Source organism: Alcanivorax sp., from assembly GCF_014762765.1.
Classification (GTDB): domain Bacteria; phylum Pseudomonadota; class Gammaproteobacteria; order Pseudomonadales; family Alcanivoracaceae; genus Alcanivorax.
Genome location: NZ_JABURH010000197.1, coordinates 1 through 21,931, shown reverse-complemented (window position 1 = coordinate 21,931; position 21,931 = coordinate 1). Strand labels below are relative to the sequence as shown.

General features: G+C 56.5%; 19 protein-coding genes. 4 read left to right on the top strand and 15 right to left on the bottom strand.

Annotated features, from left to right (window positions below; genetic code table 11):
- Window positions 1-142: 142 nt before the first annotated feature.
- From HUJ17_RS15335 to HUJ17_RS15265, 15 genes are all read right to left on the bottom strand, one after another.
- Entirely contained in the window at window positions 143-1,525 is a 1,383-nt protein-coding gene (locus HUJ17_RS15335; protein ID WP_290511511.1) for an AgmX/PglI C-terminal domain-containing protein, read from the bottom strand.
- A gap of 21 nt (window positions 1,526-1,546) precedes the next feature.
- Entirely contained in the window at window positions 1,547-2,014 is a 468-nt protein-coding gene (locus HUJ17_RS15330) for a biopolymer transporter ExbD (RefSeq protein WP_290511515.1), read from the bottom strand.
- Between the two features lie 14 nt (window positions 2,015-2,028).
- Entirely contained in the window at window positions 2,029-2,514 is a 486-nt protein-coding gene (locus tag HUJ17_RS15325; protein ID WP_290511510.1) for a biopolymer transporter ExbD, read from the bottom strand.
- A gap of 10 nt (window positions 2,515-2,524) precedes the next feature.
- On the bottom strand, window positions 2,525-3,244 hold the full coding sequence (locus HUJ17_RS15320; RefSeq protein WP_290511509.1) for a MotA/TolQ/ExbB proton channel family protein: 720 nt from the start codon (window positions 3,242-3,244) through the stop codon (window positions 2,525-2,527).
- A 33-nt stretch (window positions 3,245-3,277) separates the two neighbouring features.
- Window positions 3,278-3,562 carry a hypothetical protein gene (locus tag HUJ17_RS15315; protein ID WP_290511508.1) on the bottom strand — a complete coding sequence of 95 codons (285 nt, stop codon included), beginning with the start codon at window positions 3,560-3,562 and terminating at the stop codon, window positions 3,278-3,280.
- On the bottom strand, window positions 3,562-4,167 hold the full coding sequence (locus HUJ17_RS15310; protein ID WP_290511507.1) for a tetratricopeptide repeat protein: 606 nt from the start codon (window positions 4,165-4,167) through the stop codon (window positions 3,562-3,564). Before HUJ17_RS15310 ends, HUJ17_RS15315 begins: the two co-directional genes overlap by 1 nt.
- Window positions 4,167-7,400 (bottom strand): tetratricopeptide repeat protein, encoded by a 3,234-nt coding sequence (locus HUJ17_RS15305; protein ID WP_290511506.1) that lies wholly within the window; start codon window positions 7,398-7,400, stop codon window positions 4,167-4,169. The genes HUJ17_RS15310 and HUJ17_RS15305 overlap by 1 nt, the downstream gene beginning before the upstream one ends.
- Window positions 7,397-9,316, bottom strand: a complete 1,920-nt coding sequence (locus tag HUJ17_RS15300; RefSeq protein ID WP_290511505.1) for a hypothetical protein — start codon at window positions 9,314-9,316, stop codon at window positions 7,397-7,399. Before HUJ17_RS15300 ends, HUJ17_RS15305 begins: the two co-directional genes overlap by 4 nt.
- A 3-nt stretch (window positions 9,317-9,319) precedes the next feature.
- Window positions 9,320-9,841, bottom strand: a complete 522-nt coding sequence (locus HUJ17_RS15295) for a hypothetical protein (protein WP_290511504.1) — start codon at window positions 9,839-9,841, stop codon at window positions 9,320-9,322.
- 379 nt (window positions 9,842-10,220) lie between these two features.
- A complete protein-coding gene (locus tag HUJ17_RS15290; protein ID WP_290511503.1) occupies window positions 10,221-11,348 on the bottom strand; it encodes a DUF3570 domain-containing protein in 1,128 nt (375 codons plus the stop codon).
- Window positions 11,339-11,569: a DUF4266 domain-containing protein gene (locus HUJ17_RS15285; protein WP_290511502.1), complete on the bottom strand. Its 231-nt coding sequence runs from the start codon at window positions 11,567-11,569 to the stop codon at window positions 11,339-11,341. The genes HUJ17_RS15290 and HUJ17_RS15285 overlap by 10 nt, the downstream gene beginning before the upstream one ends.
- The gene (locus HUJ17_RS15280) at window positions 11,566-12,057 is read right to left on the bottom strand and encodes a TlpA disulfide reductase family protein (protein WP_290511501.1); all 492 of its coding nucleotides are present in this window, start codon (window positions 12,055-12,057) and stop codon (window positions 11,566-11,568) included. Before HUJ17_RS15280 ends, HUJ17_RS15285 begins: the two co-directional genes overlap by 4 nt.
- A 27-nt stretch (window positions 12,058-12,084) precedes the next feature.
- Complete coding sequence (locus HUJ17_RS15275) at window positions 12,085-12,750, bottom strand: outer membrane beta-barrel domain-containing protein (protein ID WP_290511500.1); 666 nt, start codon at window positions 12,748-12,750, stop codon at window positions 12,085-12,087.
- Window positions 12,720-13,460 carry an outer membrane beta-barrel protein gene (locus HUJ17_RS15270; RefSeq protein WP_290511499.1) on the bottom strand — a complete coding sequence of 247 codons (741 nt, stop codon included), beginning with the start codon at window positions 13,458-13,460 and terminating at the stop codon, window positions 12,720-12,722. The genes HUJ17_RS15275 and HUJ17_RS15270 overlap by 31 nt, the downstream gene beginning before the upstream one ends.
- A 64-nt stretch (window positions 13,461-13,524) precedes the next feature.
- Window positions 13,525-16,134 carry a hypothetical protein gene (locus HUJ17_RS15265; RefSeq protein ID WP_290511498.1) on the bottom strand — a complete coding sequence of 870 codons (2,610 nt, stop codon included), beginning with the start codon at window positions 16,132-16,134 and terminating at the stop codon, window positions 13,525-13,527.
- A 188-nt stretch (window positions 16,135-16,322) separates the two neighbouring features.
- Here HUJ17_RS15265 and HUJ17_RS15260 point away from each other — a divergent pair, with 188 nt between their 5' ends.
- From HUJ17_RS15260 to HUJ17_RS15245, 4 genes are all read left to right on the top strand, one after another.
- The gene (locus HUJ17_RS15260) at window positions 16,323-17,507 is read left to right on the top strand and encodes a hypothetical protein (protein WP_290511497.1); all 1,185 of its coding nucleotides are present in this window, start codon (window positions 16,323-16,325) and stop codon (window positions 17,505-17,507) included.
- 4 nt (window positions 17,508-17,511) lie between these two features.
- A complete protein-coding gene (locus HUJ17_RS15255) occupies window positions 17,512-19,965 on the top strand; it encodes a LamG domain-containing protein (protein ID WP_290511496.1) in 2,454 nt (817 codons plus the stop codon).
- A gap of 10 nt (window positions 19,966-19,975) precedes the next feature.
- On the top strand, window positions 19,976-21,538 hold the full coding sequence (locus HUJ17_RS15250) for a general secretion pathway protein GspF (protein WP_290511495.1): 1,563 nt from the start codon (window positions 19,976-19,978) through the stop codon (window positions 21,536-21,538).
- Window positions 21,539-21,653: 115 nt separating this feature from the next.
- On the top strand, window positions 21,654-21,931 hold a 278-nt coding region (locus HUJ17_RS15245; RefSeq protein ID WP_290511494.1), incomplete at its 3' end, for an FAD:protein FMN transferase.

Below are 21,931 nucleotides of genomic sequence, written 5' to 3'. Positions count from 1 at the left end.
CACGCAATTATCCAGAAGAAACAATCATTTATCGCGGACTCTTATTAAAATGCAATAAGATGCTTATCGTGACGCCAGAGAACCCGGCATCAGCGGAAATCATGACTCCCGGCACGGCCCAAACAGCCGTGCCGGGGAGCCCCTAACCCGCAGGCAGGAAGTCAATCGGATAAAGAATCTTCGTAGTCGGCACCCCTTCCTTGGCCCCGAAATTGAACATTTTTACACGGGACACAATCCCTGAAGACAATGTCGGCGAATCCATATCCGTGGATTTCACCCGACAGGACGACACCGAGCCGTCCGGCTCAATCACCAGTTCCAGCACCATCTTGCCGCGCAGACTGGGATCATTCCGCAGCTGACGGTTATAGATACGGTAAAGCGCAGACTTGTGGCGATCGAATACGATCTGGATTTCTTCATCCGTACGGGACGGCCCTGCGCCCTTGCTGACAGGCCGGGAAGATTTGCTGACACTGGCTGCCACCTCACTCTTCACCGCCCCTACAGAAACGCCGCTACCGGCAATCGCACTACCACTGCCGCTACCAACACCGCCACGACTTACCGAAGCCACGGCAGCAACACCACCACTGGCTGATGTAGATGCGGTGATAAGTGCGCGCGAGCCCTTGGCCCCACTGCTTTGCGCTGCGCCCTTGGACTGGCTACCGGAAATCCGGGCATCAGCCCCCAGATTCGACAATACCGCGTCCTCGGTCAGATCCGAGAACATATCGCTGTGTGCCAGGACCCCTTTGGACTTTGCCTTGGTACGCGCCTTCTGCACTTCTTCGGGTTTGGGCTTTTCAGCCACCTTGGAAGCATCCTTCTTCTCTTCCTTCTTGGGCTGCTCACGCTTCTGAACCGGTTCTGGCGCCACCTTCTTCTTGACCATACGGGCCAGACGCTCCGGAACCTCGATCTTGCGATTCGGATCCGGCGGCGGCAATTCCCAGATACCGGGGACAAGGCCCACAATCACCATCACCGCCAGGGAACAAAGCAGAACCTTGCGCTGGCGCTTGCGGTCTTCATCGGAGCGGGACCAGGGCATAATGCCGGCACGGAAGAGTTTTTCATCGTCCGCTTCGCGCTCAATGACAAAATCGTACTGGGCGTTCTCCAGCTCCTCAGTCACTTCCGCCAGGTGATAATCAAGCTCACCAAGCCTTTCTTCAGCCTGAGCAATCTGTTGCTGAATCTCAGTCTTGCCGGCCTCAAGGTTATCGAACTCATTATTAAAGGCGCTGGCGAGCTCACGACTGCGAGAGAGCTGCTGCTCATGATCTGCGGGAGATGCATCATCTCCCCAGAACAGCGAAGCCGCCCCCATTTCGCTCAATTGGTCCAGTGACTCGCAAATCACGCCCAGCAACTGAAATTTCTGACGCTGCGGCGCCATATCCGTCAGCTCGGATTCAACTGTATGCAGGCGTATCTGGAGATCGGCAAGCGCAGTTTCTTCGCCCTCGATCTGCTCTATCAACACCTGCTGTCGCTGTGCCAAAGATGTATTCACAGGATCATGCCAACATAAAGATTATTTTTGATTGACCGCCAGAGAAATCTTGTTGTAACCGGCAGCCGTACAAGAGGCCATAATTCGCTTCAATGCACTGTAATGAACGCCACGATCTGCCATGATCGTCACTTCCGTATTACGTGCATCGGCCTCATCCCCCTCACCAACCGAGTTTTTTCGGATACTCTCCATCCGTGACCGTATGGGCTCAATAACGTCACCACTATTGGCAATCACATCAGCCATGGAGACAACAGCCTCACCCTTCACCAGCACCTGATCACCGCTTACGGAAACCACCAGGCTTTCTCGTGGCTTGGTTTCGACAATAGAGCTTGGCAGCCGAATATCTTTCGGCGGTTCCAGAGGGGTGCTGTCTGACTGGTTCACCAGCAGGTACAGCAACAGGATGGTAAAAATATCCATCAACGATGTCAGACTGAGGGAGCCTGCGGGCCTTTCTGTCAAACTCGCCAGCCTGCGCATTCTTCTCGGATTTCTCATGGAGCATCCCCAATGGAAATTTCAGGGAAAAGCACCTGGGACTGATCCTCACCATCCTCGCTGGCGACATCATGGAACTTGACGGTATCCATCACAGCAATCATGTCGTTATATTCGATATCAGGCTCAAGCAGCACGGTGGCATCCTCTTTGTCAGGGTACTGCTCCTTGAGATTCAGAAGCGCCCCCGTCAGGGCCTCAAGATCATACTCACCCTCCTCTTTAGGAAAGCGATTTGTAATAACCTTGCCATTACTGATTTCAATTGACTCTTTTCTGACCATCACCTCAATCGTGACCAATGGCTTATCCGGCGTTGCACCACCCACGCCAGGCGAAGGCACATTCAATTCCTGAATAGTGACCTGGGAAAAAACCGCAGTCGCCAACAGGAAGGGAATCAGCACCACCATCAGGTTCATGAAAGAAGTGACATCCAGCTCGACTTCTTCTTGTAGCTTCAGATGCTTTTTTCTTCGCATTATTCAGAACTCAGGTTGTCGCCTGGGCGGGCTCCGGGATAAGAGGATCGTCCCCTTTAGGCTCTACACTCTCATTCTCTTGCGTCGCTTTTTGCTGATAGCTTCTCTTTGTCAGCGTGGTCACCAGCTTGAGCATTTTCACCGAAATCATTTCCAGGCTGCCGACAATGGCAGCAGTCTTTGAGCTAACCATGTTGTAGCAAATCAACAGAGGAATCGCCGCCATCAACCCAAACGCGGTGGTATTCATTGCCATGGCAATAGAGCTGGAAAGCATTGCAGATTTTTCCGCCGGATTGGCATTGGCAACCGCCTCAAACGCCGAGATCAAACCGATAATGGTGCCAAGCAGCCCCAGTAGAGTGGAAATGTTGGCGAACATGGAGATATAGATGGTCCGCGCTTGAAGCTGCGGCGTAATCTCCATCATCGCCTCTTCCATGGCGATCTCGATATCGTCACGGCGACGGACTGTGCCCTGGACTTCAAGACCCATGGAAAGAAGTTGCGCAACGGCGGAGTCGTCCCCTTCAACCATCTCCCTGGCACGCTCAAAGTCACCCGACACCAGAACAGGGTGCAGTTCCTCCCAGGATTTACGATTTGCCCTCTCCAGAAGCTTCAGCTTGATAAAGCGCTCCACGGCGAAGGCCCCACCGACGATGCCGGCCACCAGAATCGGGTACATCCAAAAGCCACCGTCCTGGAAAAATTTTATGATCACATTCATGGTTTCACTCTTCCTCAGATAATCGCTTGAGTTTTATTTCTCAGTACTGACCTGGTAAAAATCCAGCTCTCTCATAAATACCGGCTTATCCACCGGCACCATCTCTTCGTCCAGAAGACTTGATGTCAAGTCAGTCTCCACACCAATTTCAGAACTCTTCCAGGGAACGATATACAATGATTTTGGAGCATCCTTGTTACCGAGGACCGACATCCCCGAAATCATCTTTGCCTCATCGTCATTTCCCTTCCCTTCCTCAGCATTAGCCAATAAAGGCATAACCAGGACGACAAGAAAAAGCGCATGAAAATATCGCATCAGCCACCCCCTTGCTGCTTGACCCGCCACTCAAGATCAGACACCCACATCCGGGCATCTTCATCATCAGGCAACAAGGCACTGTATGCCCGGTAAGCCTCAAGAGCGCACGAGTAATCCCTCAGGTAAATATCACAAAGCACACCGAGATTACGGTTGGCCATGGCAAAATTCGGGTACCAGGTAATTACTTTTTCATACAAGGCCCGGGATTCATCAAACCGACCACTCTCTCTCAACAGGATGGCATATTCATTATTCGCTACAGGATTCTTTGGTTCGATCTCCAGTGCCAAAAGCAGATTTTCTTCAGCCTTGTCGTTATCACCCTGTTTTTTGTAAGCCATGGCAAGGTTGATAAAGGGAACGGCACTCTGACGGGAACGCCCGGTCAGCTCGTTAAGCAACGCAATGCCCTGCTGATAGTCTTCCTTCTCAATCTTGATCATGGCCGACTGAAAAAGCGCAACATCATCCTCGCTGATATCCGCCTCACCCTGGCGAGAACTACCTCCTGGCGTGGTTGCACACCCCGCCAACAGAAAGGTCGCAATCAGTACTGCTACGAACGCGTTTTTATTTTTCAAGAAGAAATATCTCAGCATCAGATTCCCCCTTCTGCCATACCGGAACCTGCCGATTCTTCGTCGGCACCTGCGGCAACGTCTGCCGAAGTGGTTTCAACCGGGGCCTCAGGCTCAGCAACAGGCGCCTCTTCAAGAGGCTGCTCTTTTTCCTGCAAGCTATCCGGACCTACAGTCTCTTCCTGTGGCTGGGCGCCTGCATCTGGCTCGCCATCAATTACCGCTGCGGGTTCAGGTGCGGCAATTTTTGGTTGAACAAGGTGGCTATAGTCAGCGTCGACAACCGAAGCAACAAAACCGCTGCTTTCTTCAAATCTGGCATAGCGCCCCGGAACAAACGCAGCCAACCGCTTAACACTCTTGTCGACCCAGTCGTTGTAGACACCTACTCCAATCAGCCCAACATTCTTCTCATGAATGGCAATGGCTTTTTCTTCAAAGGGATAAGACTGTTCATCAAGCAGCATTTCATACTGCTCTTTTTCCAGCTCATCCATACCACCGGGACGCTCCGAGTTGAGCAGCGCACGGCTGAAGTTATAGTAGATCTCGGCAATATAGTACGTGGCGGCCGCTGTCACATCGCCGATCTCGTAATCCACCAGCCTGCCGAAAGCAGCATTCGCAGCTTTCATGGCATCGCGCTTCTTCTTCAGATTTCGCTCAAGCGGCTGGGTAAGCTGAATGGCCGCGTAGTCTTCAAAAACCGGCTCGACAAGAATCAGCGCCGATGTGCCAGCCAGATACCGAATCCTGTCGGTTCTGTCAGCGCCCGCACGTTGATCGGCATCTACAATGGCCTGCAGCTCCCGCCGATAACCCTCAATATCGTTCTTTTCCTTGAGAATCCCGGCAATGCTGTGGTGCATCTCCACAACCGGCTCAAGGGGTTCAGGGAAGGACTGTATATAATGGCGATATACACTGACCGCCTTGTTCTTGTTGCCCACCTGGATGTACAGATCGGCGGCCACTTTAAGGGCTTCTTGCCGGACCGTCGGGTCTTCACTTTCGCGCTCAATACGCTCATATTCCGCAGCGGCTTCAGATAACCGGCCCGATTCGCCATAAACATGAGCCAACTTCTTGGTTACTTCAGGCTGCAACTTGTGATCCGGGTAATTGCCACGGAAAGCCATTAGAACATCCGAAGATTGCTGCCAGTTCTTCAGCTTGATCAAGGCTGTGGCCGCATCATAGTCAGCAGCAGGACGAAGGCTTGACGACGGCGCCGCCACCCCCAGCCGCAAGAAGTGATCTGCGGCCTGCTGATAATTTTCTGCCTGGTTAGCCAGCTCACCCTGTTTGTAAATGGAAGCAGCCAGGTTTTCTGTCAGTTCCTTGCGGGATTCATCACCTTCATCGGTAAGACGCAGCACGCTCAAATAGCCCTGTTCAGCATCGGCATACTGTGCCAGCTCAAAGGAAGAGTGAGCCACAACCAGCCAGGCTGACCGCAATTGCGCCCTGGATGCACCAGGGAATTTTTCCAGCATTTTTCTGCCGGTGGCAACAGCAAACGGATAGTCCTTCATGCTGAAGATATCTTCCAGCGCTGCCCCCATCACCAGCGCAGCCTTGTCATGCTCCGGGAAAACATCCGCAAAGCGCAGCGAGCTGCGAATGACATCCCTCTTGATCGTCGGCTTGTCAGATTTTTCTGCGGACGAGAGGTTTTCACGATGTGTATAAACAGCGGCATACCCGGCAGCAGAGGCTTTTTCATGAGCCGGGTAATCGTAAGCGGTACGCTCATACTCCAGCGCCGCTGCATGGAAGGATTTGTTCTCCAGAAGCAGATCTGCCAACTGATAGTTCATGACTGGTGATTCCTCATCCCTGGGGAAGGAATCCAGAAATTCATGATACCAGTGCTGGGCTTCGCGGAAGTTTTCCGGCCGTTGCTTGGCGAAATCCTTGTTCTGATAAAGAGCGTGATAATAGTTTGCCAGCTCTTTCAGGTTAGTCTTGAGAAGGGCCAGCACATCAGGGAAGGCATCGACTTCAAAATGGCTCCAATACGCTGACTTCAGACCATAGCTGGTAGCAAACTCCTTGTTGGCCTCAATAACCAGTTTCGGAAAACCGCCTTTCTTGTAGATCTCGATAACCCGCATATCGAAGTGCGGGGACACCTTGTTGTACGGATTCAACTTCACGAAAGTCTTGTAAGCGGATGCAGCATCGGCATAACGACGCTTCTCCAGATAATGCTCACCCAGATTCCGGTAAATATCGACTTCGTAGCTTCGCTCTCCATATTTTTCGAAATAATCGACAACAGCTTCCGGGCCGCCCATGGCTGAGAAACTCAGACTGATAACACGATGGGTATCCTCGATACGCTTCTGCTCATACTCATCGGTGGGATTTGCAAAGTCATAACCGGTGTTGATCTTGTGATCCAGCAGGGCAACAAACTGATTCATTGCCTCTTCCAGCATATCCTGCTTGTAGAAGGTCCAACCCAATTTGTAGAGCGCCATTTCATAATAGAAAGAACTGGCGCCCATCTCAGCGATGGCCAAGTATGCCCGCTCCGCATCCAGGTACTTCTTTCTCATAAAATAGAATTCACCGCGCCGGAACTGGATTTCATCAATAACCCGGGAATCCGGATAATCCGCCACGATCCGGTTCATGACCTCAATCGCTTGTTCCACTTCACCCAGCTCCTCATAGGCCCGGGTCATCTGGTAAAGCACTTGGTCATTGCGCTCATAGAAGGGGTATTTTTCCAGCAGCTCCTTGTAGAGCTTGATCGCCTCCTCGGCCCCCTTGTTTGCCAGCCCGTCCTGAACAGCCAGCGAGGCATCGGCATTTTCCGGCACATCCATTTGCGTGGTTCGTGCCTCAAAATCCTGCTGGGACTCCCTGGCCACATCGGGCTGCTCAGTCTCAACGGCCTGGTGACCGGCAATAACCGCACTTTCCGGGCGATCCAGCGGCGTCGATGTAGCAGGCGCTCTTTGAGCTACCGGCTGTGACGGACTCTCCAGAATGCCGTATTCCTTTTCAATCTTGAGATCCGCCAGACGCCGCATGGCTTCGGGCGTCATCGCGGATTCCGGAGTTTCTTCCAGGAATTTCTGGTACCCCTGCATGGCCTTTTCGATGCCACCTTCGATCTTCTCGTCGGTGAGGTCCAACTTGACCTTCTGCAGCTGGGCGATCGTGCCTTTCTCAGACACCGAGGCGCAGGAAGCCAACACCAGCAACGACAGCCCAAGGGCCGTGAAACGATAGCGTCTCATGGTGAAGACTCCTCTTCACCGCCACTGTCATGGGCCTGAGATTGTTGCGCCTTCACTGCGCGGTCATAGCTTTCGGCCATGGCAAAGCGCGCCTGCACACGGTATTGCTCAAGCCGCCTCTGACGCTGCTCCAGCTCCTTGATCGCCATGGTTTCCAGCATGTGTCCAACGCCATTCATCAGCCGATCAACTTTCAGACTGGCCTGGCGAATATTGTTGCGCGACAGGGAAATCCGGTTTTCATAACCCTGGTAACTCTGGGTGGCCGCTTGCCGGGTGCGTACATAGGAGGCATAGATGCTTTCCAGACGAGCCACATCATCATCCAGTTCACGCAAATGCTCGAAGGCTTCGGTCAGGCGCCGGTCGTAATCGGTATGGATATTCCAGGCAAGAACGCCTCTCAATCTGGCAATACGACGGCGCGCTTCCACAGCCGAGGCGCTGTCACTGCCGGCATAGTTCGCTGCTATGCTGTCAAGGGATTCCTGTGCCATCCGCTCATCCGCGGTGGCCAGCAATTCAGGACGCGGCGCGACCAGCAGACGCTGCAATCGGTCATCCAGGCTTTGGCGCTGCTCCATACGCAGACGGATCTTGGAGTCGAGCACACGGAAACGTTCATCAATGCCGGGAAGCAGGGGTTCATAGTAATTCCTGCGAAGCGCGATCATGTCCTCATAGGCATCCAGATGGCCCTGCCAGGCAACCAGCCGCTGGCGCATGTCTTCCAGATCCAGATAGTTTTTCAATAGCGCCTGAAAGTCATTGGATGCCATCAGGTCCATCAGGTAGTAGGTTTCAGGGGTTTCGGGCAGCTCGCGAAGACGGATCAACCAGTTACTGTCCAGTTTGATCTCTTCACGCACCATGACTTTCAGAAAGTTGCCACTACGAATGCTGGCGACGGAATCCTTGAGCCTGCCCAGCTCCGCCCCGAAGGCATCCAGGGCACTGCCATAAAGCACTGCCGCACGGCCATGCAATTCCAGGTTTGCGTAGGCATAGGGGACACCCAGCAAACTTTCCTGAACCGCCTTGTTGGTAGAGTTGCGCTTGAACAGGATGCTCCAGGGCACCAGCGCACGATCAAATTTCTGCCGGGCCACGTTGGACCAGCCTGCGCCCAGCAGGGCCTTGTTGGAGAAGGGCCCCTCGAGACGCACCCGGTCCAGATACTGTGCCGCGGAACCAGCTTTTTCATTTTTCAGCAGACGGTAACCCAGCGTCAGATTGGCCTTGTCCCGAATCGCCAGAGCGGGCTCATCATCGTCGTCCACCTTGATCTGACCGGCTTTGTCCAGTTGCGCCAGCCCTTTGTCTTCCTCGCCTTGCAGGATCAGGGCGACCCCCAGGTTATAGCCGGCGAAGCCTTCATAACCGTCGACCTTTTCCAGCTTTTCCAGGATGTCCACGGCCTCGGTAAAACGCCCATTGACGGTATAAATCTGCGCCCGCAACAATCGCTCATCATGCCGTATGTGCGCGGGCACCTCTCCTTCAATGCGGTCAATGGTATGCAAGGCGCTGACCTTTTCGCCCTTCTCATAATAAATGCGGGCCAGCCGGTAAGCGGCCTCATTACGGATATCCTGGCTGACGTTGCCTTCCAGCACCGCCTGAATGGCACGACCCGCCTTGCGGTGCATCCGATAGGAAAGCTCGAAATCGCCCACCGAGAACTCGGCGTAGTTGGCATGAATATGCAGCGGATCCAGCTGCCGCTCATCCACCCGGTGATACTGCTGCAACTCGGCATCCAGTCGGGAGATGGCATCAAAATACAGCCCCTGCTCCGCATAATAGAACGACTCGCCCAGAAACAGATCTCTAGGCGCATTCGTACTGGATGAGTCAGCTACTCCGGTGGCAGAAGCCACAAACAGGCCGAGCAGCGCGATGAATCGACATGCCATGAATTAACGGTCTTTGAAATTGATATTGTTATCCGCACCAAAGAGTGAGATTTCGACCAGGCTCGGCCCCTCATCCTTGGTAAAGGTATAGCTGGCAGTTTCTCGGTATTCGTCATTGCCACCAGTCAAGCCCGCCAGAACAATCTCCAGCTTGTGCTTTCCGGAACGGACATTACCGGTATAGATGCGCTGCACCCCGCCACTCTTAAGGGCTTCCAGCTCCTTGTGGGTATAGACGTGGTGCATGACTTCCTCGCCATCAATAATCACGTCCATGGAATCCAGCCGGACATCATGGTCAGGGACCACGGAGACAAAGAGGGAGACCTGGGTATTGGAGGGATAGATCAGCGTCTCTTCCAGTTGCAGCAACTCTGTAGAAATCGCCAGCACATCAGTCTTGATGTCCTGCACCTGCTCATCCAGCCCCTTGATCTTGTCCCGGGACACCTTGTCCGCTGCAGTGGCAAAGGGCACCACAGCAAGCAAACACAGCAAAAACGAGACGTTTCTTATGTCACTCATCTTTCCCCCAGAAGGACTTCGGCTCTGATGCCCCTTATTTCAGTCAGTCAAAATAAGAACACACAGATATAGGTAATTCCTCCGACTGGTACTCATTTTTATCAGATAAAAACATCTTGTTTTCTATATCTAACAAAGACCTAGACCAGAACCTTAAAGTAACACTTTTAAGTGAAATATATTGAATATGGCAACCACGAAAGCAGGGCTCCGTGCGCCGGAGAAGACTTGATTTGGAAGGAATTAGAGGAATTTGACAGAAGATAGGCACAGCAAGAGAGGGCTTCCGTCTTCCCTCAGAACAGTCAGGGGACAGGCCTCACAGATCCCATGCAAGACCGCCCGGACCAAACCGCCATGAAGCTCTATCGACAGAGGACTAGTACCAAAGTGTAAACAGCAACCGGGTTACAGTGGCATCAAAACTGTATAGCGGCTCACTACCAGGGGAGGCACTGACCCGGATATCACGATAATTGTCATAATCAAAGCTGAAGCGATCTACCCACAGGTTAAGACCTGCCCGATCAATGGTTTCCCAGTTCGGTTTGCTGAACTCGAAACCGATACCCACCCCAACTACCGTGGAGCTGAATTCACTGAGCTCCTTGTCACGGGCAAGGAAGTTCTGGGCATTCTGGAATGGAAACAGGTCAGCATAGAAATCCGCGTCACCCTGCTCATAGACCCGATAACGGCTTTCCAGCGTCCACCTGCCACCCAGAGGCTGTATCAGCTTTAATTGCCAACTGCTGGCATCGATACCCCAGGAATCATTATAGACCCGGTACTGACCATGCAATCCGGCGCGCCAGGGCAGATAGTAGGACAGCCGCAGAGCGGTTGCCTCACTGGTACGGGTTTGCGGATATCGCTCTGGCTCGAAGCTGTAACTGTCAGGCGAGGTCAGATACCTCACGGAACGATAGGGGTTGTTCAGATAGCCTTCGTCGGTAATCAATTCATGGGCCAGGCTGGCACGCAGATTCTTGCTCAGGATCTGGGAAAACCCAATGCGGAAATGCTGCCGATCGGCCTCTTCAGCAAAGCTATCATCTCCACTACGAAACACCTCGTCCCAACCTCGGGAATAGCCCAGGCTCAGGGTGCTGAGATCGCCAAAGAAGTCCTGACTCATGTCGAAATGAACGGAATTGGCTTCGAAATCATTTTCCTCGCTGTTGGCATAGCTCAGCGAATAGATGGCCTTGCCGTGCAGGTAATCCACACCCACACTTTTTTCCGTGCGCTCCTCCGAGTACGGGCTGGCACTCACCAGCACATCAATGGATGCAGCGGAAACTTCATCCACGTAATAGTTGGCATGCACAGCCACCTTGTCGGCGAAGGACTTTCTCACCAGAACGGACGGGCCATTGATTTTCATGCCACCCCCTTCGTACTGGTGGTACAGCACATCCAGCCGGTCTTCGGGCAGCACTGAGGCATTCGACGACAAGCTCGACAACGCCAGCAAGACCACCAGAAGAACGCGCATCAGTTGCATCCGCAACCTCCGCCAGCACCACCTTCCGCCCCACGCATGCTTTCCCTGGCCTGATGCACATGTCCCATGTAGCTTTCCGCCACCGGGTGCGCCGAGGCATTCATTACCGGGTCCGCCAACCGGGAACGCTCATAGGGCTTGAGCCAGGGCTTGATAGCACAACCGCTGCTCGACAGCGCCACGGCCAGCAGCAGGGCAGAGAAAACGAGACTGCGCATCATTCCAGCACCAGCGCCTTTACCTGAGCATCGTATTTATCCATATAGCCATCCCGGTAGCCACGGTGGTGATAACGAATCACACCGTTACGGTCGATAAGAACCGTGGTGGGCATGGCATCCACAGCATAGCTTTCACTGGTGTGGTTTTGCGGATCAAACAGGATCGGAAACGTCACCGGCACCTTGCTCAGAAGCATATCGGCCTGATCCCGGTTTTCGTCCAGATTCACGCCCAGAACAGTAAAGCCGTAATCACGGTATTGCTGATAGAGATTGTCCAGCAATGGCATCTCTGTCCGGCAAGGGCCACACCAGGATGCCCAGAAGTTCAGCAACACCACCGTCCCACGCAACTCACTCAACTTGATGTTCCCACCACTGAGAGATTTGAGGGTAAAGTCCGGCGCCGGATCACCTTCCGCCGCCACGGCATTGACGCCACCAAGCAGCCCCAGCCCAAAGAACAGTGCTATCAGTATTTTTTTCATTATTACCTCCCCCCGATACATTCTTTGTCAGAAAAACAGGCCCACGCCGGCGGTCAGCTCAAGATTGTGGGTCATCTTGTCTTCACCCAGCACATCCAGGTTGAAGATGTTGTCCTTCATATCCACACGAACCGTCAGCCAATCATTGATCAGCAACCGGTAGCCCACGCCTAGCCCCAAGGTGAAATGGTCATCACCGGCAAACTCGGTCATGCCTGCGCCACCGAGCAGATACAGGGCATTGTTATAGGTCCGATTACGGGACAGAAAGGCCTCACCGGGCAGCAGGTTGTACCCCACCAGAGCCTGGTAATAGGTGTATTCACGCTCATCATCGGTCAGTAGCTGCACGCCGGCACTGAGGGTTTCGAAGCTGGTCTCGTCTGCCTTGGCATGGCCGATCACCGCTTCCAGAAACACATCCTCGGAGAGGTGATAATCCAGTCTCGCCCCCACCACCGGCTGGGCGCCGAAATCCTCGATGGACAAAATGCCGGCGTAGGTGCCAATTTCGAAGTTCTCGGTATCAATGTCCGCTTCGCGAACACGTCGCCGTTCGATCTGCGGATCCAGCACAGAGCCGGGATCAGCGTCTCGCACCACCTGGCCGGATGAGCTGGAGTCATCAGCCAGCGCCGACAGCGGGGACACCATCACGATAGCTAGAACAATGCAGAGAAGCCGATTTTCCATTCTTCCAGATTCCGGTTGTCATTTTCTTCGGTAAACAGCACATAGCTGCGGTACTCACCGCGCAGCACAAATCCACGGGACAGGTAGGCCTTGATACCAAAGCCGCTGACCACGTAATTCTCGTCCCGGTTTTCCGGGCGCACCAGCGTTTCCCGGGGCTCGATACTGGCCTTGCCCCCTCCCAGCAACACATAAGGTGAGACCCGCCAGCGGGGAAACATCTGGTGCTGCAGATTCAGCCCCGCCAGCGTCGTGTTGGCAAAATCGCCACTGGAGCGGGAAAACATGCCCTCTGCGGTAAGGTTTTCGGTAAAGCGATACCCCAGCGCCACGGACAGGGAACTAGCCCCTTCCAGCTCGCCCATCATCACCGAGGCCTGCCAATGGCCGGACAGAAAGGCCTCATGCCCCAGACGGGTCATGAGCGGGGGCTGCCCCTTTCCATCAAGCGTTGCCGTCAACGCCCGTCGAGGCACCCAGCCAACCCGGCCACGCAGCGTTTCCACCTTGATCCAGCCGGCACGCTGAAACAGCAACGTCAGGCTGGCATCACGCTCCACCACATGAAACACCGGGTAGCCCCTCCCCGGGCCGGTGTGAACCTCCACGAAGGGCTCTGCCACCTTGACCTGCAAGAGTGCATCGTCTGATGCCGGGTCGGCATAGGCGCTGACGGACAACGCCGCCAGTACAGATAAAAGGACTACCACAAGGCGCACCGGGTGCGTCTCCCCTTTCAGAATTCGGTTATCCGGGGCCGCAAGTCAGCAGCCCTCAGTTCTCAGGCACACGGAATGGGTCGTTGTAGAGCTGCGCTCCCAGATCAATCCATTCGGCCAGCAGCCGATGCTCTTGCGCATCCAGCCAACCTTCATGGCTACCCCCCGCAGCGAAGATATCAAAAAATGCTGTGGAAGTACGCGCGCGCCCAAAACGAATCGGCGGATCCAGCTCTACCGTTTCCAGTTCCGGGATCGGATTACCCTGACTATCAAGTATCAACTCACCGTCTTCATCGGTCTGGTACACCACATTGCCGTCATCATCCGTGGCCACCACCAGCCGATCAACCAGGGCACCATTCACCAGCACCACCTCATCATCATCGAAAAGCAGCTCCCGGTAGCTGATCGGCTGCAGCACAAGATCCGGCGACGCATCGCCGGTGAGCTCCAACTGGGCGGGAGGCACCTGCAAGGCGTTGCTGGCATCCCGCCGGTTATGGCAGCTTGAACAGGTCACATCGGTCAGAGCCCCCCCGACCATGGCCTGGCGAGGCCGGTCCCAGATTGGCTGGATATGGTCCTCGTAGTGAATCACGGTACGACATTCCGGCTGCCACTGTTGCTGGCAATCGGGTGTTGCCGGTGCTGGCGTCTGCAAATCCGCATAGCGCGGCAGCATTTCATCGGCAGTGGCCGGGTCACTCCAGGCATCAAAGGCAAGCATGTCCATGGCCGGAATTTCCCGCTCCGGATGCAACCGGGTGAGCGCCTGGGCCATGGTCTCGCCGGCATTGGCGAACGCCACTACATCGGTGCGGGTATTGGGGAAAGGCAAACCATCCAGCGGCGCACCGGGGTTAACAGAAGGCGCCAGGCCGTTATCGCGACCGTGGGGCAAGGACGAACCGCGCTCATGACACCCCTGACACTGCAGGGTTTCACCGGGGCGAAGGTTCAGCCAGGCACCATGACGGCTGTAGACTGCCTTGCCCTGCGCATCCACCAGCTGCAATCCCAACGGAGCATTGGCCGGCACCTGCACTCTCACCGAACCATCCGGTTCCACCGGCACATACCCGACGATTTCCCGCATGCCAAAATTAGGAGCTCGACCGATATGCGCGCCGACAATCAGGCGCACATCGTCATCAGGAATGAGCACGCCTTTGGTAATCCGCAGAAAACGGACTCGACGATCCCCGGGGGTAATCACTGACGGATCACGAAACGCTTCCAGTGTAGACACCCCCGGCAGGGCCGGATCATGAAAGCTGTTGAAGCCGCCATCCAGATCATAAACGCTGCGAATATCCAGACGCGCCAGGTTATCCTCTGCAAGGTCCTCGTCACGCCCTGCAGCGACAATTAATGGCGGCAACGTGCGAGGAGTCGCCGCAACCAGCTCGGTAACCCAGAGGTTATCCTGCGGTTTGACCACCGGCCGCTGTGTCCCTTCGGCGGGATCGAACACCCACAAGCCGAACGCCGGCGGCGCTTCCGGCAGCCCCTGCTGCAAATACTCCGGTGTACAGGGGCGCAAGGACGCTCCGTCCAGCAACCGGCACGGAGACCAGGCCATCAGAAAACGGCCTGTACCATCCTCCAGACTCACCAGATCCGACAAGCGACCCTGCAGCGCCACCCTCTCCGACCAGGCGCCCCCCGGAGCGGGCAGGGACTGCTCTGGCTGGCCGGCAACCGAACCGTACAGGGGGCCATCACGATTAACGTAATGCTCAATATCAATCGCCCGCGGTTCCATTTCTCCGCCCCGAGCCTCACGCAAGCGCACCGCCGTCAGCAGGCGACCATCACCCATCAATGACAAGGGCAGGAATTGGCGCTCCTCATCATTGCGCTCGTCATGGCTGTTGGCTCCGTACAGGGGCTCCAGGGCCGTGCCGTCCGGATTGACGCGGTACAGATCGAAGCGATCCACACTGTCTTTATTGTCCCAGCGCTGGAAGATCACCCGACCATCCCGCCCCACCAGCGGCGCAACATCGTGACTCATATTGAAGGTAATCTGCTCGATGTCATCGCCATCGGCATTCATCACATGCAGGGCGAAGGCATGGGTGTCGCGCCCTTCTTCCAGCGGCATAAAACGGGGCTTGCCTTCGTCCAGCAAACGCGCACCAGCCTGACGCTGGCGGGTTGAAGCAAACACGATACGGCCGTCCGGGAGATAGGCGGGGTAACGGTCCTGGCCCTCCTCCGCCAGCAAGTCACTGGAAATCAGTCGGCGCGTTGCCTGGCCGCGAAAATCATATTCCCACAGGTTCCAGGTCGGCTGCTCATCCTCATCCGCGTCCTCGATGGCCGGCGCCCTGGCAGCAAAGAGCAGCCGCTGCCCGTCATAACTGACAGAGAGATCCCGGATATCATGGCCGGCCCCCAGCAAGGGAGTGGATATGTCCTGTGCTTCAGACCGGGAGGAAACACTGCCACGCACCATCAGCCGGGCACCGGCCTGGAAATCCGCTGGCGCTTCCAGAGAGCTAACAGCCAGCTCTCCATCTTCATCGCGTGGCAGGCTGCGCATCACATAGGCAAGCGGAACCTCGGTCACGGTTACCGCCTGCTTCTGGTCGCCCCCGTCCATGCCTCCACAACCACCGAGCACCCCAAGCAGGCCCAGCAGCACAACACCCCTCATGTCTTTCCCCGTTTATCTGTTTTTCTTCGCTTTGTGTCAGTATTACAGAACTGTCGTTATTTTCTGAGCTCTGTGCCACAGAGAAAGAGGCAGAATGTCATGGATAATAATTCCTGGGAACGGTAAATCTGTTAACCGGCAGTCCCGGGGGGCTGACGGACCACAACCAGAATAAAAGGATAAGGCCCATGCAAGGCTACCGGGGGAGTGTACTGGTGGGGCTGATGCTGTTATTGCCATTAACGGGCAATGCCAACAGCCGAGATCAGGCACAACGCATCCACAATCGATTGGCTGGCGTACCGGCAGATGCCGCGACACTGCAAACCATGGCTGACCTGATCAGCAGCAACCCAGCCAGCGGCCCCCATGCTGCTGCGGAGCTGGCCATGGAGCATCCGGCGTTTTACAACGTCACCCTGAAGCAATTCGCCACGCCCTGGACCAACGAAAACCAGGACGTCTTTGCACCGCTCAATGACTATACCGCCACCGTTATCGGCGCGATTCGCGATGATGTGGATTTCCGCCAAATCCTCTATGCCGACCTGCTTTACGTGGGCGATGTGAGCCCTGCGGCGGCGGCGGACAGCAACGAGCACTACCGAAATCTGGAAAGCCGCCATGCCAACCTCAAGGAGGTGCTCACCCCCAGCAGTCAGATCAGCCAGTACGGCACCCCCGCTGAAGCGGTGGCCGGGGTTCTGACCAGCCGGGCCGCCGCCCAGGCATTCTTTTATGCCGGCACCAACCGGGCCATGCTGCGTTTCACCCTGATGAACCATATGTGCCGGGACCTGGAGCAGGTCAAAGACACCTCCCGGCCCTCCGACCGCATCCGCCAGGATGTGAGCCGCAGCCCCGGCGGCGACAGCCGCATCTTTCGCAACAACTGCATCGGCTGCCACAGCGGCATGGATCCCCTGGCCCAGGCCTTTGCCTATTACGACTGGGAAGGCGAACAGCAAGGCGACGATGGCCGCATGGTCTACAACACCAGCAACGACCCGGACACCGGCACCCGCGTGCAGGGCAAGTATCTGATCAACAGCAACAATTTCCCGTGGGGCTATATCACCCCCAACGACAGCTGGGACAACTATTGGCGCGAGGGCCCCAACGCCAACCTGGGCTGGGACCCGAATCTCAGTGGTAGCGGTAACGGCGCTGCAAGCCTCGGCCGGGAACTGGCACAAAGCGATGTCTTCAGCAGTTGCCAGGCCGAAAAAGTGTTCCAGGCCGTCTGCCTGCGCAAGCCCGCCGACAGCGACGACACCACTCAACTGGCCAGCATGACCAGCCATTTCAAGAACGACAACTACCGCATGAAGACCCTGTTTGCCGATGCGGCCGTTTACTGCATGGGGGACTGAGACGATGCGATATCCTGTTCTTGCAACCACCTTGCTGGCCGCCATCCTCACCGGTTGCGGCGGCAGCGGCAGTGGTGCCGACACCCAGCCCAACCCGAATACCGGTAGCGACAGTGGCGTCAGCTATAATGGCCCCGCTCCGCGCAATGCTGATGTTTCCGCCTTCAAAATCTATATCTGGAACAACCTGGTTGACGCGCAGCGCTGTGGCGCCTGTCACCGTAACCAGCCCCCCGCCTTCGTACAGACCGGCGACATCAACCAGGCCTATGCAGCAGCCAATCCACTCATCAACCTGAACCAGCCCGCCGCCTCGCAAATGGTGCAGAAAGTGGCCGGCGGCCATAATTGCTGGGAATCCAACCCGCAATTCTGTGCCGATCAGATCAGCACCTGGATCAGCGCCTGGGCCGGAGAAAGCATTGGCCTGGGCGGCGGCACCACCGACCTGGAAGAACCGCCCATCAAGGATCCGGGCAACAGCAAGAACTTTCCGGCCGACCCGACCCTGTTCCAGACTCACGTCTACCCGCTGCTGGACGACTACTGCAGTGACTGCCACCAGAGTGATGCCAGCACCCCGCAAGCCCCCTATATTGCATCCGACGATGTGGGCGAGGCCTATAGTGCTGCCCAGAGCAAGATCGACCTGAACAACCCGGCGCTTAGCCGGCTGGTGGAGCGGCTTGGCGAAGACAGCCACAACTGCTGGTCCGGTAGCTGCGACAACGACGCCGACAGCATGGAAGCGGCCATCACCGCCATGGCAGGTGGCATTACCGCCACCGCGCCAGATGACGACCTGGTATTGAGCAAGGCGCTCTCCGTGGATGACGGCACCCTGGCCGCCGGCGGCGGCCGCTACGACAGCAACGTGATTGCCCGCTACGAATTCAAGACCGGCGAAGGCACCACCGCCTTCGATACCGCCGGCGTGGACCCGGCCCTGCACCTGCAACTCAGTGGCGATGTCACCTGGGAAGGGGGCTGGGGCATTCGCCTCAACGGTGGTACCGCCAAGGCGCAGGGCAATACCCAGACCAGTGCCAAGCTCACCGAGCTGATCCGGGCCACAGGCGAGCTGACTCTGGAGGCCTGGCTTGTACCTGCCAGCACCGGCCAGGACAATGCCCACATCATCAGCTACTCCGCCGGCCCGGATGCCCGCAACCTTACGCTGGCCCAGAGCAGCAGCAACTATCAGGTGTTCCAGCGAATCGGCGATGCCACCGATCTGAATGGCGAACCCGCCCTGGAAACCGGCAATGCCCCCCTGCAAGCCAGCCTCCAGCATGTGGCAGTCACCTTTGATCCGGTGAACGGCCGGCGGCTTTACATCAACGGGGAGCTCAACCCGGCCCAGGACCCGGTCACCCCAGCCCTGCTCAACACCTGGGACAATACCTTTGCTCTGGTGCTGGGCAACGAAGCGTCCAGCGACCGCCCCTGGGATGGCGTCATCCGGTTTGCCGCCTTCCACAACCGGGCCCTGACCGGTGAACAGATCCGCACCAATTTTGCTGCCGGTGTCGGTGAACGGTATTTCCTGCCGTTCTATATCGGTCACCTGATCGACCAACCCGGTGCCTATCTGGTTTTCGAGGTCTCCCGGTTCGACAACTATAGCTATCTGTTTGCCGCCCCCTACTTCATCAATCTGGAGCAGGACATCGTCAGCGATGAAATCCCTCTGACAGGCCTGCGTCTGGGCATTAACGGCCGCGTGCCGGATGTGGCACAGTCCTTTGCCACCCTGGATACACTGATTGGCGGTGATGGTTACAGCGAGCAGGGTGAAACCCTGTCACGCCTCGGCACCCTGCTGCCAGTGGAACAGGGCCAGGAAAACGACGAGTTTTTCCTTACCTTCGAACGGCTTGGTAGCCACACCCATGTGCACACCGAGCCAACCCCCTTGCCATTGCCCGCCAACGAGTATGGCGAACAACCGGCGGTGGGCCTGCGCGACTTTGCCGAGATCAACGCAGCCATGAGCCAGCTCACTGGCGTACCGCCAACCCATGGCGACATCCCGGAGACTTATCAACGTCTGCGTACCCAGCTGCCCAGCGAGGAAAATATCGAAGCTTTCATGACCGCTCACCAGGTAGGTATCGCCCAGCTGGCCATTGAATACTGCAACGCACTGGTGGAAGCAGAAAGGGATGGGGACACTACCGTGCCCCCCCTGTTTGTCGGCATGAATTACAACGCCGACGTCACCTCCATCACTCAGCAGCAATGGCGCGACTGGGTCATCTCGCCCCTGTTCGAGCGTATGGTCGGTAACGGTCAGGCACGACAGCCCGCCCGAGCCGATGTGGAAGGCGAACTGGAAGATCTGTTGTTCAACACAAACCTGACCCAGTGTAGCGGTGACTGTATGGAACGCACTGCCACGGCGACCAAGGCCGCCTGCGCCACCATGCTGGGCAGTGCCACCATGCTGGTTCAATAAGGGGAAAACCATGAGACGCCACTTTCTCAACAAACGTCGACAGCCCCTGCACCCGGATGCGCCCCTGCTGAATCTGGGCCATGGCAAGCCCATCAGCCGACGGGACATGCTAGGTCGTGGCCTGGTCAGCGGTGCCGCCTTCGGCAGCGTGGGCCTTTTCGGCCTGTTCAGTAACCCCCGCGCCGCCATGGCGGCGCTGTCCGACGACCTGGAAGCCATCAAGACCGAATGCGGTATCAAGGCAGAAGGGGCGGGCAAGATTCCGTTTATCTGCTTCGACCTGGCCGGTGGCGCCAATATTGCCGGCTCCAATGTGCTGGTCGGCGGCCAGGGCGGGCAGGAAGACTTTCTCACCAGTGGCGGCTATTCCAAGCTGGGACTGCCCGGTGGTCTGGCCCCCAACAACAATCCCAGCGTCATCAATCGTGAACTGGGACTGGCCTTCCACAGTGACTCCCCCTTTCTGCGCGGCATCATGGAAAAGGCCCCGGCAGCAGCGGCCAATGTGAATGGTTGTGTGATACCTGCCCGCTCGGAAAATGATACCGCCAACAACCCGCATAACCCCATGTACGGCATCTTTACCGCCGGTGCCGATGGTGAGCTGATGTCACTGACCGGCTCACGCAGTTCCCTGTCCGGGGGTAACTCCATGGCCCCGGACGGTTCCATCATCAGCTCCGCCCGCCCCACCAAGATTGACCGGATCACGGATGTGAGCGGCCTGGTAGACACCGGCAAGCTGGTTGGGCTGCTTAATCAGGAAGATGCCACCGCAGTGATGGAATCCATCGCCCGCATCAGTCACCGGCGGATCGACCAGATCGACAGTGGCCTCACCGACAGCAACCGGCGCGCCAATCTCCAGGACCTGCTGCGTTGCGGTTACGTGGAAGCGGCGGATATCACCGACCGCTACGGCGACCCCACCCCACTGAACGTGCGTGCGGACATGGATATTCTGAGCATCTTCAGTGACAGCGAGCTCAACGACCGGGAGTTCGAAAAAACCGCCTCCATCATGAAGCTGGTCATTAATGGCTATGCCGGTGCCGGCTGCATTTCCATGGGCGGCTTTGACTATCACACCGGCGAACGGGGCACCGGTGAAATCCGCGACCTGCGCGCCGGACGTTGCATGGGTGCCTGCCTGGAATATGCCCGCCGCAAGGGCGTCCCTCTGATGCTGTATGTATTCAGTGACGGTTCGGTATCCAGCAATGGGCGGATTGATGACTCTCCCAACGGTCGCGGCAAGGGCGAGTGGACCGGCGACAGCTCCGCCACCGCCGCATCCTTCTTTCTAGTTTACAACCCGAATGGGCGACCCACCCTGCACAATGGCCAACAACAACTGGGCTGGATGCGCCCGGATGCTTCGGTGGAAACCGCCAGCACCCCGGCGGCCAACAACGTGAACCTGCTGGCTGAGACCGTGTGGCTCAACTACATGGCTCTGCATGGCGAACAAGGCCAATTCGCAGAGAAATTCCCCAATCACAGCCTTGGCAACAGTACCGCCATGGACCGGCTCACCGCCTTCGAGCCCATCGTCAGTGGTACCATTACCTGACGGCAACCGTTGGAGCCTTGATCGCAAAGCGAAGATGTAAATCAGCCCCGGTGCTTTCTTACATCTTCGCTTTGCGACCAAGGCCCCAACATCTACACAGGCCCCGGATACACCGATGCATTACCCTCGCCCGTTTCGCCCCCTCCTTGCCAGCCTGCTACTGCTGCTGGCACTCCCCCTGCACGCCGACTGGCAACAACACGACTGGGATGTCATGGGTACCCGCGCCAGCTTGTCCGTGTGGTCAGAGAAAGATGCCGCCCCCCTGTTCCAGCAACTGGAAACAGAAATGGAGCGACTCAACCAGTTACTCTCGCCCTGGGTAGAGAGCAGCGAACTTGCCCAGCTCAACCTGCATGGCCATGAAAAACCGCAAGCCATCAGCCCCGAGTT